Origin of the sequence: Flavobacterium sp. MMLR14_040 (assembly GCF_033657265.1) — a bacterium.
In the GTDB taxonomy this organism is placed as follows: Bacteria; Bacteroidota; Bacteroidia; order Flavobacteriales; family Flavobacteriaceae; genus Flavobacterium.
In genome coordinates this window covers 39,493-53,065 of record NZ_JAWVWO010000008.1, presented here as the reverse complement: position 1 = coordinate 53,065, position 13,573 = coordinate 39,493, and the positions used below count along the sequence as shown (strand labels likewise).

Genomic DNA, 13,573 nt, shown 5'->3' with positions numbered 1-13,573 from the left:
ATATTTTTTTGAAACTCTTATTTAGAATGTTTTCAAATTTTAAATAATTTCTATTACAATAATTCACCCGAAACGCCCACTACGTAAAAGATTACGACTAAATACGTAATTATCTTAAAGATATCGTACTTAAAAAATTAACATCAATACGTACTTTTATAAGTATAAATACTTATATTTGCGTAGTAATACTTAATTAAAGAAATCATGATAAGAGTAATAGTAGTTGGAAACGGCATGGTTGGTTATAAATTTTGCGAAAAATTCATTGCAAAATCAGGACAGGAAAAGTATCAGATTACCGTTTTTGGTGAAGAACCAAGGCGCGCTTACGACAGAGTTCACTTAAGTGAATACTTTGGAGGCAAAACAGCAGATGATTTATCGCTATCGACCAGCGAATGGTACGCAGAAAACAATATAACTCTTAATACATCAGAATTAATTACAGATATTAATCGATCTGAAAAAACAATTCATACTCATTTAGAAAAAACACATACGTACGATTACTTAGTTCTTGCAACTGGTTCTTCGGCTTTTGTACCGCCAATTGATGGTGTAGAGAAAGAAGGTGTTTTTGTATACAGAACTATCGAAGATCTGGATGCCATCATGGCTTACGCTAAAAAAATAAAACAAAAAGGCGCGACAGAAGCTGCAGTTTTAGGTGGAGGCTTATTAGGATTGGAAGCTGCAAAAGCAGTAAGAGATCTGGGTTTGAATCCGCATGTTGTGGAATTTGCACCTCGTTTGATGCCGAGACAATTAGACAAAGGCGCCAGCGATATGCTGCAATCTAAAATTGAAGAATTAAATATTGGCATTCATCTTAACAAAGCCACACAATACATCGATGGAAAAGAATGCATCACGGGAATGATGTTTGCAGATGACGAATTGTTAAAAGTTGACATGTTGGTTATTTCTGCCGGAATTAAACCTCGCGACGAATTAGCTCGGGTTTCAGGACTTGAAGTCGGTTTACGAGGCGGCGTTGTGGTAAACAATCAAATGCAAACATCAGATCCTTCTATTTATGCCATTGGCGAAGTAGCATTATACAATCAAAACATTTACGGGCTTGTTGCTCCAGGTTACGAAATGGCCGATGTAGCTGCCGAGCAAATCTTAAATGGTACAAAAACCATGAGAGAAACCATCGATATGTCGACACAATTAAAATTAATTGGTGTTGAAGTGGCGAGTTTTGGTGATCCTTTTATCGAAAATAATGATGTAACCGCTATTGTTTATGAGAATAAATTAAGTGGAATTTATAAAAGAATCAATGTTACTAAAGATTCTAAAACCTTATTAGGCGGAATTTTAGTTGGAGATGCCAGCGATTATAATTCACTTTTTCAGATTTACAGCAACGCGATGGCTTTGCCAAAAAATCCGGAAGACTTGATTTTAGGTTCGCGTGATGGATCTGAAGGTTCAAGTTTAGGAAGTGTGATGGATTTACCGGACACCGCCGTAATTTGTTCTTGCGAAAATGTGACTAAAGGTGCTATTTGCTGTTCGCTTCTGGACGAAACCTGCTCTAGTTTTTCTGATGTTGTAAAACATACCAAAGCCACTTCTGGCTGTGGAGGCTGTAAACCAATGGTTTCTGATTTGGTAAAAGCCACTCAAAAATCACTTGGAAAAGAAGTAAAAGAAGTTATTTGTGAGCATTTTAGTTATAACCGTCAGGAATTATTCGATTTGGTAAAAATCAATAAATACGAGAATTTTTATGATGTAATTGATCATCACGGAAAAGGCGACGGCTGTGAAATTTGCAAACCGGTTGTAGCTTCTATTTTCTCTAGTATTTACAACGATACTGCCAATAAACACGTTACAACTCAGGATACAAACGATAGATTTTTGGCAAATATTCAACGAAACGGAACTTATTCTGTTGTGCCAAGAGTTGCCGGAGGAGAAATTACTGCAGAAAAATTAATTGTAATTGGAGAAGTTGCCAAACAATTTGACTTGTACACTAAAATAACAGGCGCTCAACGTGTTGACTTATTCGGGGCACATTTGAGTGATCTGCCAAAAATATGGAAAATCTTAATTGACAACGGTTTTGAAAGCGGTCATGCTTACGGAAAATCGCTTCGTGCCGTAAAAAGCTGTGTTGGAAATGCCTGGTGCCGTTACGGAATGGACGACAGCGCAGGATTTGCTATTGAACTGGAAAACAGATACAAGGGAATTCGTTCTCCGCATAAATTAAAAGGTGGTGTTTCGGCTTGTATTCGCGAATGCGCCGAGGCTCGCGGAAAAGATTTTGGATTGATCGCTGTTGAAGGCGGATGGAATTTATACATTGCCGGAAATGGTGGCGCCAACCCAAAACACGCTGTTTTATTAGCCGAAAAAATTGATAAAGAAACGGTTATCAAATACATGGATCGCTTTTTAATGTATTACATCCGCACGGCTGGTCCGCTGATTCGAACTTCGACCTGGTTGGAAAAACTAGACGGAGGTTTAGAATATCTGAAAGAAGTAATTATCGAGGATAGTTTAGGAATCTGCGAAACGCTGGAAGCCGAAATGCAGACTCTGGTAAATACTTTTGAATGCGAATGGAAACAAGTTCTTGAAAAACCAAGATTATTAAAACGTTTTAACCATTTTGTAAACTCAGACGAGAAAGATGACAATGTTGTTTTTGTTCCGTTACGAGATCAAAAAGCGCCAAAAGCGTGGTCTTAAACTTTATATTTTATTTAAACAAATTAATTCAAACACATAGAGACATAGCTTTTAGGAATACATAAAGGCATTTCACTTAGTTTAAACAAACATAGCTATGTGTTAGAAACTAGTTTCTTTCAACAAACTTTTTTCTACAAAATAAAAAATCTATGTTTCTATGTGTTAAAAAAAACAGCTCCAAAAAAAGAAAATAAATATCAAAACGTTTGCTGTCCTCTTACCCTCTTTTTTACTGCGCCATCATAACTCTCATGATTGTAAAAAGAGGGATAAGAAACAGGAACAAAAAAATTATTAAAATGGAAGAAATCTTAAATCAATACGAAACCGTTCATCCAAGCGATGCTACAATTTGGTTCAAAGCCGGAAAAGTAGAAGATTTTCCAACTAATCGCGGCGGCTGCATCAAATACAAGAACAAGCAAATCGCCATTTTTAATTTTGCACGCCGTAACGAATGGTACGCTTGTCAAAACGCTTGTCCGCATAAAATGGAAATGGTTTTGGCGAGAGGAATGACAGGATCAACAGATGATATTCCGAAAATTGCCTGCCCGATGCACAAAAAAACATTTTCGTTGGTTGATGGTTCAAATTTAAATGGAGATGATGATTTAAAAATTGCAACATATCCAATTAAAATCGTTGACGATCAAGTATTTGTTGGTTTTGTGGATTAGTAATATACTCAATAACGATTAGTTAATACGCAATATTGTCATTCCGACGCAGGAGGAATCTCCGCAAGTAGCTCCGCACAGAAAACCGCCAATCTTTGTAGAGCTTCTCGCGGAGATTCCTCCTCCGTCGGAATTGACAAACTAGACGGAAATATTCTTATGAAAATGATTGCCCTAGCCCCGATAGAAGTGGAAATCCTTTTATTTTTTTTCTTTAAAAAAATAAAAGATTGTAACGGATAGCGGGATTAGCTCCTGAAAAAAACTAAGCTTTAAAACTAAATTCAGTATATTTGAATTCTATTATCTACCAACAATGACTACACCTTTTCAAAAAGCAAGCGAATGGATTGATGCCGAAAACGCTCAGGATCCGAATATCGAAATCGATCAAAATACTGAATATCCTAAGGAATTATTATATTCTAACAGGATGTATGAAAGATTGATGCAATTTGAACCCGAGGCTTCAGAAGAAGTGCAAATTGCTTCGAAAGCGCAGCATATTTGCCGATGGAAAGTAGCACGCGAATCTTACCCGATGGATCGTGTTGGTTATTTGAAATGGAGAGAAGAATTGAAGAAATTTCACGCCAAAACTACTGCCGAAATTTTAGAAAAAGCAGGATACAATCAAGATTTTATTGATCGTGTTTCTTTTTTAATTGAAAAAAAACTGCTTAAAAAAGACAACGAAACCCAATTACTTGAAGACGTTATTTGTTTGGTTTTTTTAGAATATTACCTGGATCCTTTTGTGCATAAACACGACGAGGAAAAACTAAAAAATATCATCAAAAAAACCTGGGACAAAATGTCTGACAAAGGACATCAGGAAGCTTTAAAAATCAATTATTCTGAAGAAAATTTAAATTTGATAAAAGCGTCTTTAGGGTTGTAAATTAGTATAATGAAAAAAAACAATCAGGAAACTGCAGATAAAATTACTTTCAAAAATTTACGCCGTCTGTATTTTTTTGCTCTTCTAACTATTGCAGTAACTATTATTGTTAGTCAGGTTTTGGTTCAATACAATCTAAACCAACAATTAAGCGATTCTAAAATCATTAATATTTCCGGAAAGCAAAGAATGCTGAGCCAGAAAATAGTTAAAGAAGTTCTGATTCTTCATTATGTTGCCGATACTGTTTCTGCCAAACAAATTTCACATTTAAAGAATGTTTTATCGCTTTGGAAAAACACACAAAACTCATTGGAAAATGGTAGTGATAGTTTGGCTTTTCCAAAAGAAAAAAGTGAAACACTTGCTAAATTATATGTCGAAATAAAACCCAATTTTTCGAATATTGCAGCAACAACAGATTTGTTTCTGTTGAATTTGGCGCAAAAAAACAACATAGCCGACAATCAAAAACTGGTAGATATTATTCTGAAAAACGAAGGTGTATTTCTTTCGAAAATGAATCAAATTGTAACGCAATACGATCTTGAAGCACACGAAAAAGTTACAGAACAACGCCGAATAGAATATTGGATTTTTGGCTTCACTTTACTCATTCTTCTTTTGGAATTTTTCTTTATTTTTAAACCTACCAATAAAAAAATTGAGAGATTGATTGCCAAGCTTTTATCATCAGAAAGGAAAGCTTTAAAACTGGCCTACGACACTGAAATTATAAGTGAGATAAAAGAAAACTCGGTAAAAGAATTAAAATCATTGAATTACGCCATGGAAAATACGCTGCTTTATTGCCGTATTGCACCCGATGGTTCGATTATACATATTGGAGAAAAATTTGCCAAGCTTTTAAACTACACTAAGTTTTCATCTAATAAAAAATTCTCTGAAGTTTTAACGACCGATGAAAAAGAACAGCTTAATATCGATCGCATTATTTTTGAAAAACACAGAAGCGGCTGGCAAGGCGAAATTAAAATCATCAATAAAGAAGCACAAAGCATCTGGCTTGATTTATCAATGGTTCCTGTAACCATAAAAAAAGACGAACTCGAACTTTTAATTGTTTGTTTCAACATTACCGAACGCAAAAAAGCACAGCGCGAAGTAGAGCGTCTGAATATTGAAAACAGCACCGAAAAAATCAATCAACAGAAAATTATTTCGAGCAAAATTGTCGAAAATCAGGAAAATGAACAAAACCGAATTGCGAAAGAAATTCACGACGGAATTGGTCAGATGCTTACAGGGTTAAAGTTTAGCTTAGAAAGCATTAATCTGGACGACAAGGAAAAAGCGGCTCAAAAAATTGAATATCTTAAAAAATTATCATTGGATATTATAAAAGGAGTCCGTACAGCAACTTTTAATTTAATGCCGCCGGAATTAAGCGATCACGGTATTGTTTCTTCTCTGTCGAAACTTACACAGGAACTTTCAAAACTTACAGGTAAAGAAATTCTGTTTTACAACAAAACCGATTTCAGCCAGCGTTTAGATTCTTTAATCGAAATTAACATCTATCGCCTCACACAAGAAGCGATCAATAATGCCATAAAATATGCTGAATCATCGCATATTATTGTGCAGCTTTCACATAGCGACACGCTTCTAAGTATTATTGTGGATGACAACGGAAAAGGTTTTGATATTCACACCGTAGATAAAAAACGCAACAGCGAATCCGGTATGGGATTATTGTTCATGAAAGAAAGAATTCAATACATTAACGGACGCGTTTTTATTAAATCGATTCCGGGTGAAGGAACGAGGATTACTTTTAATATTCCGGTATAAAATTAGATAATGTGTCAATTTGATAATTTGTCAATTTAGATAATTAGATAATTCCCGTTGTATATTTCAATGACACGCGAAAGTCGTAATCAATTTGTCAATCTTTGTCGAGCTACTAGTGCAATCCTTCCTCCGTCAGGATGACAAAATTGCAAAAAAAAAACAATTAACAACGTTGTTTTACATCATCAAATTATCTTAGTGAGACGTTTTTCAATTATCTAATTATCTAATTGATAAATTATCTAATTAAACAATTGGCACATTTTCTAATTGACACATTTTCTAATTTAAAAAATTACGTATCTTAGCCTAATATTTATAGATGAATATACGTAAAAATTTAGAATCAAAATTAAGTAAATCATGAGTAATACTATTCGAGTTGTTCTGGCAGATGATCATGTATTTGTAAGAGATGGAATAAAATCTTTATTAGAAAACGAAGCAAACATCGAGGTTGTAGGCGAAGCTATTGATGGTGCTGATGCTCTTGAAGTGGTTGCAAGCAATAAACCGGATTTACTTATAGCAGATATTCGCATGCCAAACCTTACAGGTATCGAACTAGTAGAAAAACTTAGAAGCGAAAATAATAACGTAAAAATTATTATGCTTTCCATGCACGAATCTGAAGAATACGTACTAAAATCTATTAAGGCCGGAGCCGATGGATACTTATTAAAAGGCTCAAGCAAAGAAGAATTTTTAAAAGCACTCCATATCGTTGCCGGTGGTGGAAAGTATTTTAGTGGTGACATTTCCTCAATATTAATCAGTCAGTTAACCAATTCTTCAACGTCATTAGAACCTAAACAAAATTTAGGCGAAGAAATGATGATTACCAAAAGAGAAAAAGAAATCCTGACGCTTTTATTATCAGGAAAAGGCAACAAAGAAATCGCCGAAGCCCTTGAAATTAGTAAAAGAACTGCCGAAGTACATCGCTTTAACTTAATGAAAAAGCTGAAAGTAAAGAACCTAATGGAACTTTCCAATAAAGCCACTGAGTATTCTTTATTATAAAAAACTACGTATAATTACGTAATTATTTTTCAAAAACTGCGTTTTCGCAGTTTTTAACTACGTTTTAGTACTTATTTTTGTTAAAAAATATAAGTGCTATGAAAAATACAAACTCACTTTCGCAATCACACAAAATTTTATTCTTAAATACTCTGGCTTTCACTGTGTGTTTCGCCTGTTGGACATTGAATGGCGTTTTAGTAACCTTTTTAGTTGATAATGGAATTTTTCACTGGAGCGTTGTTCAGGTGGGCTGGCTTCTTGGAATTCCGATTCTGACCGGATCTGTAATGCGTTTGCCAATCGGTATTCTTACGGATAAGTTTGGAGGAAAATATGTTTTTTCACTTTTGCTGCTACTCTGCTCTATTCCTTTATTTTTACTGCCTTTTGCAGATAGTTTTATAACATTTGCATTATTGAGCTTTTTATTTGGAATGGTGGGTACCAGTTTCGCAGTCGGAATTGGATATACATCGATTTGGTATCCAAAAGAATGGCAGGGACGCGCTTTGGGAATCTTCGGAATGGGAAATGCCGGTGCTGCCATCACCACTTTTTTAGCGCCTTCATTATTAAATCATTTTGCTATCGAAGATCCACAAAATGGCTGGAAAATACTTCCGGTAATTTATGGTGCAGCGTTGGTCGTTATTGGAATTGCCTTTTTAATTTTTGCCAAAAACAAGAAAATAGAAAACAATACAAAGAGTGTTTCTCAAATGCTTCAGTCTCTTAAATCTGCTCGGGTTTGGCGTTTTGGAGCTTATTACTTTTTAGTTTTCGGATGCTTTGTAGCTTATTCGCAATGGCTTTTACCTAATTTCATGAACGTTTATCAAACCAGTTTGGTTATGGGCGGACTGTTTGCTACACTTTTTAGTTTGCCATCGGGCGTTATCAGAGCTTTTGGCGGTTACTTATCAGATAAATTTGGTGCCAGAAAAATCATGTATTGGGTTTTAAGTTCATCCGTAATTTTAAGTGCATTATTAATGATTCCGAAAATGGAAATTACAACAACTGGACCTGGTGTTTTGGCTACTAAAAAAGGGACTATAACCTATGTCTCAAATGAAAATATTAAAATTGGAGACACTGAATTTCCTGTTACACAGAAGAAAGAAAACACTAATGAAAATGCTATTTTTCCAACCAAAACTTCATGGCAGCAAGTTGTTGTGAATCAAAATCAAACCGTAAAGAAAAAAGAACTTCTCGCCAAAGGCATTACCGTAATTAAATTTGATGCTAATATGTGGGTTTTCCTTGTTCTTGTAATCCTAATAGGTATTTCATGGGGAATTGGCAAAGCAGCAGTTTACAAACATATTCCGGAGTATTTCCCTCAGGATGTGGGTGTTGTAGGTGGAATGGTTGGAATGATTGGAGGACTCGGCGGATTTTTCGGACCAATTATTTTTAGTTACCTGCTTACTTCAACCGGAATCTGGTCGAGCTCGTGGATATTCATCTTAGTTTTTTCTCTCATTTGCTTAATATGGATGCATTATACAATCACAAAAATCATGAATGAAAAACAACCAATATTATCAAAAGTAATTGATAGACAATAAGCTAGAAAAGAAACAATAAAATGAATAAATTTGTATGACTTTTATCACAAAATAAAAACTGACAACCTTTTACATTTGCCTCGTATTTAAAAATTCAGTTATGAAAAAACTAAGAATAATCATCCTAATAATAATAGGTACAATTAGTGCAGATATCCAGGCACAGGAGTTAGATGTGAACTTACAAATTAGACCACGTTTTGAATACCGAAACGGCTATAAAACATTTTTACCGGAAGGTCAGAAAGGAACCTCTCAGATTTCGCAACGTTCAAGATTAAATTTTAACTATAAACAAGATGAGTTAACTGTAAAATTAACTTTGCAAAATACGAGAACCTGGGGTGATGTAACACCAGCGACAACAACAGATAAAAATGGAGTGGCTGTTTTTGAAGCCTGGGCACAATATAATTTTACAGAAAAATGGAGCGCCAGAATGGGGCGCCAGGTGCTTTCATATGATAACCAGCGTATTTTAGGAGAAATGGACTGGGCACAGCAAGCGCAAAGTCATGATGCACTTACTTTGAGTTATCATACTGAAAAGCAAAAGCTTGATCTGGGAGGCGCTTATAATTCGACTGCCGAAAACGTTATTCAAACACCTTACACAGTTCCAACTTATAAAACTTTACAATATGCCTGGTATCATAATCAATTTAACGAGGCTTTTGGTTTGAGTTTCTTATTATTGAATACGGGTTACGAATATGCTCCTAATCCTAATCCTGATAACAAATTATTAGTAGATTACAAGCAAACTTTTGGAACTTACCTTGGGTACAAAAAAGGTAAGATAGACAGTAATTTTTGGCTTTACGGACAAACTGGAAAAAGTGATGATAAACAAGTAAGCGCATGGAATGCTGCAGCAAATTTTAATTACAGCATAACAGATTCTTTTAAAGCTGGTTTAGGCTATGAATTTCTATCAGGAAAAGATACAAACGACGGAAGTACTGTCATTAAATCATTCAATCCGATTTTTGGAACTAACCACGGTTTTAATGGTTATATGGATTATTTTTATGTAGGTAATCATTTAAACAATGTTGGTTTGCAGGATGCTTTCTTAAAATTGAATTACAATGTAAAAAAATGGCAATTTGCATTAATGCCGCATATATTTTTAGCTGCTGCTGATGTAGTTACTCCGTTAAACGAAAAACTTGATTCTTATTTAGGAACTGAAATTGACTTTACTGCAGGCTTTAATTTCAAAAAAGAAATTACATTAACAGGAGGATATTCACAAATGTTCGGATCTAAAACTTTAGAATTCATAAAAGGCGGAGATGCAGGACATACCAACAATTGGGCATGGCTGATGATTTCTGTAAATCCAAGAATTTTTAGCTGGAAAAAATAGTTTTTCCTCAAAATTAACTCCTAAATTTTACCCTTTTCCCATTTCGGAAAAAGGGTATTTTTTTTGTCTTTCCAAAAACTTGTTATGTACTTTAATTAGTTATATTTGAACCGAATACGAATCCCAAATTCTATCCTAAATGAAACAATTTTTAAAACTATCAATGTTAACTTTCATTGTAAGTCAAACCGGTATTGCTCAAAAATACAATAATGCATTAATTTCAAAAGATTCTGAAATAAATTTTGCAAAAACACAAAAAAGAGGAATCAAAAAAAACAACATTATTTACTATGTTGAAAATGACTTACAAACCATATCTGCCTACAAAAGAAGCAAATTGAAATGGCAAACCAATGTAATTTCTGTTTGTGGAGAACCAAAACGTGGAGAACCTCAAATAAGATATGTAGGATATAATGCCAACAAACTTCTTATCGTTATGGGAAAACATAATTTTGCAGAAATTGACATTAATAGTGGTGTAACAAAACTTGTTGGTTAAGGTTAAAGTATAATGCGATATTTATTTTAAATTCGCATATACATTTAATCTAATGAAACTCATAGCCTGGAATTGCAATATGGCATTCAGAAAAAAAGCAGGGTTTATTCTGGCTTATAATCCTGATATTGCCGTAATTTCAGAATGTGAAAATCCTGAAAAACTCAAATTCACAGGCGATACAAAATTACCAACTGATATTCTTTGGTATGGCACAAATCCGCATAAAGGATTGGGTGTTTTCTCTTATAGTGATTATCGGTTTCAATTATTGGATTGCCATAATCCACAATTCAAAAACATTCTGCCAATTGCAGTTACTGGCGGAAAGGTTGATTTTACTTTATTTGCAATCTGGGCAAATAATCCCCAAGATAAAGACGGACAATATGTAACTCAGGTTTGGAAAGCTATTCATTATTACGAAGATTTAATCAAGGAAGATAAAACTATTTTAATTGGTGATTTCAACAGCAATACCATTTGGGACAGACCGAGAAGAGAAGGAAATCATACTACAGTTGTAAATAAACTGGGATCTAAAAAAATCCTGAGCACCTACCATCAATATTTCAATCAAATACAGGGCAAAGAAGAACATCCAACTTTGTATCTTTATCGTCACCAAAACAAACCGTATCATCTTGATTATTGTTTTGCTTCAAACGATTTTATCGAAACTTTAGAAAGCGTTGAAGTGGGAACTTATCAGGATTGGACTATGCACAGTGACCATAAACCATTAATAATCAATTTTAATATATAAATAATGAACAACTGGACTCAAAGATGGGACGACCGTTATAGCAACGAAGAATTTGCCTACGGTGAAGAACCCAACAATTTCTTTAAAGAAGAAATAGAAAAACTAAACGCAGGAACTATTCTTTTACCTGCAGAAGGCGAAGGCCGAAATGCCGTTTATGCCGCAAAATTGGGCTGGAAAGTTGCTGCTTTTGATATTAGCGAAGAAGGAAAAAATAAAGCTTTAAAATTAGCCGCAGCAAATAATGTTTCGATAGATTATCAGGTTGGCGAATTAGAAACTTTAAATTATCAAGCTGAACAATTTGATACTATTGCATTGATTTATGCACACTTTCCTGCTGAAATAAAATCTTCAATCCATAAAACACTTGACAAATATTTACGCCAAAACGGAATTATAATTTTTGAAGCTTTCAGCAAAAAACATCTGGAATATCTTGCGTTAAACGACAAAGTTGGCGGACCAAAAGATATTGAATCCTTATTTTCTATCGAAGAAATTCAAGCCGATTTTTCAAATTATGAAATCATCCAATTAGAAGAAACAGAAATCGAACTAAACGAAGGTTTATTCCATAACGGAAAAGGTTCTGTTATTCGATTTGTTGGGAAAAAGAAATAATAAATTCAATTTGACTAATTTGCCTAGAGAAATTATAGTTGTACTAAATCGTAATTTAAAAATACAGCCAAAAAAATATTCATATCCAAGATAATTCGTAAATTTGGAAAAATACTAATGAGATGGATTTACAGACTAGAAAAATAGAATTTGTACAGGAGTTTCTGAAAATTCAAAGTGAAGAAGTAATTTCTCAACTTGAAAATTTATTAAAAAGCAGAAATAAGAAAAATGAAGATGAAAATGAATTTTTCATCCCATTTTCTATTAAAGATTTGAATGGTAGAATTGATCAATCAGAAGATGATTTTAAAAAAGGAAAATATAAAACAACTTCACAACTTCTAGAAAAATATAAGTAATGAAATTGAAAGTTGTATGGTCTGAATTTGCAGAAAATGAAATTGATAAAATCTATAACTACTATCTTCAAAAAGCGGGACTTAAAGTCGCTAAAAAAATCATTAAAGAAATCATTTCTGAACCTAACAAACTTATAAATAATACATTTTCAACACAAGTCGAGGATCTTTTATTAGACAGAGAAAATAAATATTTATATCTAACTTGTAACAATTACAAAATCATCTATTGTATTGACGATGAGAAAAAGTTGATAAAAATTTCAGACGTTTTTGATACAAGGCAAAACCCTAGTATAATTAAACGAACAAAATAGTTGAGACGCACTACGGTGCGTCTCAACAGAACATCTCAACTAAATTTACCTTAATTTTTATACGTCATTCCCATATCTTCAATAGAAAATTTGTCTGTCAATAAATGCAATAATTTATCTCTCAAAGAAATATATTCAGGCATTTTTACGATTTCAATTTTGTTTCTCGGCCTTGGCAAATGCACTTCCACAATTTCTCTTATTGTCGATGCCGGACCATTATTCAACACAACAATTCTATCAGATAAAAACAAAGCTTCTTCAATATCATGCGTGATCATAATGATTGTTTTTTCCCTGTTGTCTAAGTTCCATAATTTCAAAACTTCCAACTGCATCGATCCTTTTGTTAAGGCATCTAAAGCTCCGAAAGGCTCGTCCAAAAGCAATACTCCCGGATTGATTGCAAAAGCTCTCGCAATGGCAACACGTTGTTTCATACCGCCCGAAAGTTGTCCGGGTAATTTATCTTTATGTTCAAATAAATTGACCATTTTTAAGTTCTGAATCACGATTTCGTGTTTCTCCTTTTTCGAGCAATTCATAACCGAATCAACAGCCTGAAAGATATTCTGTTCTACTGTTAACCAGGGCAAAAGTGAATAATTCTGAAAAACAATTCCGCGATCCGGTCCCGGTCCTTTTATTTTTTGACTGGCTAATTCGACAGAACCGCCGGTTGGTGTCAGCATACCGCCAATAGCATTCATAATAGTTGATTTTCCACAACCCGAATGCCCAATTATAGAAATGATTTCTCCTTTTTGAATGGATAAATTAATATCACGAACGGCGACATATTTTCCTTTTGGAGTTGGAAATGATATCTCTAAATTTTTGATTTCTAAATAACTCATGAGTATATAATTTTAGATTGTTGATTTTAGATTTTAGATTTCTGAAG

The 13,573-nt window shown here is 34.0% G+C and carries 13 protein-coding genes; 12 read left to right on the top strand and 1 reads right to left on the bottom strand.

Translation table 11 applies throughout. The features are described from left to right. Nucleotides 1-207 precede the first annotated feature (207 nt). From nirB to SD960_RS12275, 12 genes are all read left to right on the top strand, one after another. Nucleotides 208-2,721: a nitrite reductase large subunit NirB gene (gene nirB, locus SD960_RS12330; RefSeq protein ID WP_318803479.1), complete on the top strand. Its 2,514-nt coding sequence runs from the start codon at nucleotides 208-210 to the stop codon at nucleotides 2,719-2,721. Between the two features lie 302 nt (nucleotides 2,722-3,023). Continuing rightward, nucleotides 3,024-3,404 carry a nitrite reductase small subunit NirD gene (gene nirD / locus SD960_RS12325; protein ID WP_073395496.1) on the top strand — a complete coding sequence of 127 codons (381 nt, stop codon included), beginning with the start codon at nucleotides 3,024-3,026 and terminating at the stop codon, nucleotides 3,402-3,404. 316 nt (nucleotides 3,405-3,720) lie between these two features. Further along, entirely contained in the window at nucleotides 3,721-4,305 is a 585-nt protein-coding gene (locus tag SD960_RS12320; RefSeq protein ID WP_318803477.1) for a DUF4202 domain-containing protein, read from the top strand. 9 nt (nucleotides 4,306-4,314) lie between these two features. Further along, nucleotides 4,315-6,120, top strand: a complete 1,806-nt coding sequence (locus SD960_RS12315) for an ATP-binding protein (protein WP_318803475.1) — start codon at nucleotides 4,315-4,317, stop codon at nucleotides 6,118-6,120. A 366-nt stretch (nucleotides 6,121-6,486) separates the two neighbouring features. Then, the gene (locus tag SD960_RS12310) at nucleotides 6,487-7,146 is read left to right on the top strand and encodes a response regulator transcription factor (protein ID WP_318803474.1); all 660 of its coding nucleotides are present in this window, start codon (nucleotides 6,487-6,489) and stop codon (nucleotides 7,144-7,146) included. Nucleotides 7,147-7,244: 98 nt separating this feature from the next. Beyond that, nucleotides 7,245-8,723, top strand: coding sequence for an MFS transporter (locus SD960_RS12305; RefSeq protein WP_318803473.1), 1,479 nt, complete (start codon nucleotides 7,245-7,247; stop codon nucleotides 8,721-8,723). 100 nt (nucleotides 8,724-8,823) lie between these two features. Continuing rightward, the gene (locus SD960_RS12300) at nucleotides 8,824-10,095 is read left to right on the top strand and encodes an alginate export family protein (RefSeq protein ID WP_318803472.1); all 1,272 of its coding nucleotides are present in this window, start codon (nucleotides 8,824-8,826) and stop codon (nucleotides 10,093-10,095) included. Between the two features lie 139 nt (nucleotides 10,096-10,234). Continuing rightward, nucleotides 10,235-10,600 carry a hypothetical protein gene (locus SD960_RS12295; RefSeq protein WP_318803470.1) on the top strand — a complete coding sequence of 122 codons (366 nt, stop codon included), beginning with the start codon at nucleotides 10,235-10,237 and terminating at the stop codon, nucleotides 10,598-10,600. A gap of 52 nt (nucleotides 10,601-10,652) precedes the next feature. After that, nucleotides 10,653-11,366 carry an endonuclease/exonuclease/phosphatase family protein gene (locus SD960_RS12290; protein ID WP_318803469.1) on the top strand — a complete coding sequence of 238 codons (714 nt, stop codon included), beginning with the start codon at nucleotides 10,653-10,655 and terminating at the stop codon, nucleotides 11,364-11,366. Nucleotides 11,367-11,369: 3 nt separating this feature from the next. After that, nucleotides 11,370-11,990, top strand: coding sequence for a class I SAM-dependent methyltransferase (locus SD960_RS12285; RefSeq protein WP_318803468.1), 621 nt, complete (start codon nucleotides 11,370-11,372; stop codon nucleotides 11,988-11,990). Between the two features lie 122 nt (nucleotides 11,991-12,112). Further along, nucleotides 12,113-12,352 (top strand): hypothetical protein, encoded by a 240-nt coding sequence (locus tag SD960_RS12280; RefSeq protein ID WP_318803466.1) that lies wholly within the window; start codon nucleotides 12,113-12,115, stop codon nucleotides 12,350-12,352. Further along, nucleotides 12,352-12,669, top strand: coding sequence for a type II toxin-antitoxin system RelE/ParE family toxin (locus tag SD960_RS12275; RefSeq protein ID WP_318803464.1), 318 nt, complete (start codon nucleotides 12,352-12,354; stop codon nucleotides 12,667-12,669). Before SD960_RS12280 ends, SD960_RS12275 begins: the two co-directional genes overlap by 1 nt. Nucleotides 12,670-12,719: 50 nt before the next feature. Here SD960_RS12275 and SD960_RS12270 read toward each other — a convergent pair whose 3' ends face one another. After that, the gene (locus SD960_RS12270) at nucleotides 12,720-13,526 is read right to left on the bottom strand and encodes an ABC transporter ATP-binding protein (protein ID WP_318803462.1); all 807 of its coding nucleotides are present in this window, start codon (nucleotides 13,524-13,526) and stop codon (nucleotides 12,720-12,722) included. Nucleotides 13,527-13,573: the final 47 nt, after the last annotated feature.

Coding starts and splice junctions, on each gene's coding strand:
- nirB (WP_318803479.1), top strand. CDS start 208: ATGATAAGAGTAATAGTAGTTGGAAACGGCATGGTTGGTTATAAATTT.
- nirD (WP_073395496.1), top strand. CDS start 3,024: ATGGAAGAAATCTTAAATCAATACGAAACCGTTCATCCAAGCGATGCT.
- SD960_RS12320 (WP_318803477.1), top strand. CDS start 3,721: ATGACTACACCTTTTCAAAAAGCAAGCGAATGGATTGATGCCGAAAAC.
- SD960_RS12315 (WP_318803475.1), top strand. CDS start 4,315: ATGAAAAAAAACAATCAGGAAACTGCAGATAAAATTACTTTCAAAAAT.
- SD960_RS12310 (WP_318803474.1), top strand. CDS start 6,487: ATGAGTAATACTATTCGAGTTGTTCTGGCAGATGATCATGTATTTGTA.
- SD960_RS12305 (WP_318803473.1), top strand. CDS start 7,245: ATGAAAAATACAAACTCACTTTCGCAATCACACAAAATTTTATTCTTA.
- SD960_RS12300 (WP_318803472.1), top strand. CDS start 8,824: ATGAAAAAACTAAGAATAATCATCCTAATAATAATAGGTACAATTAGT.
- SD960_RS12295 (WP_318803470.1), top strand. CDS start 10,235: ATGAAACAATTTTTAAAACTATCAATGTTAACTTTCATTGTAAGTCAA.
- SD960_RS12290 (WP_318803469.1), top strand. CDS start 10,653: ATGAAACTCATAGCCTGGAATTGCAATATGGCATTCAGAAAAAAAGCA.
- SD960_RS12285 (WP_318803468.1), top strand. CDS start 11,370: ATGAACAACTGGACTCAAAGATGGGACGACCGTTATAGCAACGAAGAA.
- SD960_RS12280 (WP_318803466.1), top strand. CDS start 12,113: ATGGATTTACAGACTAGAAAAATAGAATTTGTACAGGAGTTTCTGAAA.
- SD960_RS12275 (WP_318803464.1), top strand. CDS start 12,352: ATGAAATTGAAAGTTGTATGGTCTGAATTTGCAGAAAATGAAATTGAT.
- SD960_RS12270 (WP_318803462.1), bottom strand. CDS start 13,526: ATGAGTTATTTAGAAATCAAAAATTTAGAGATATCATTTCCAACTCCA.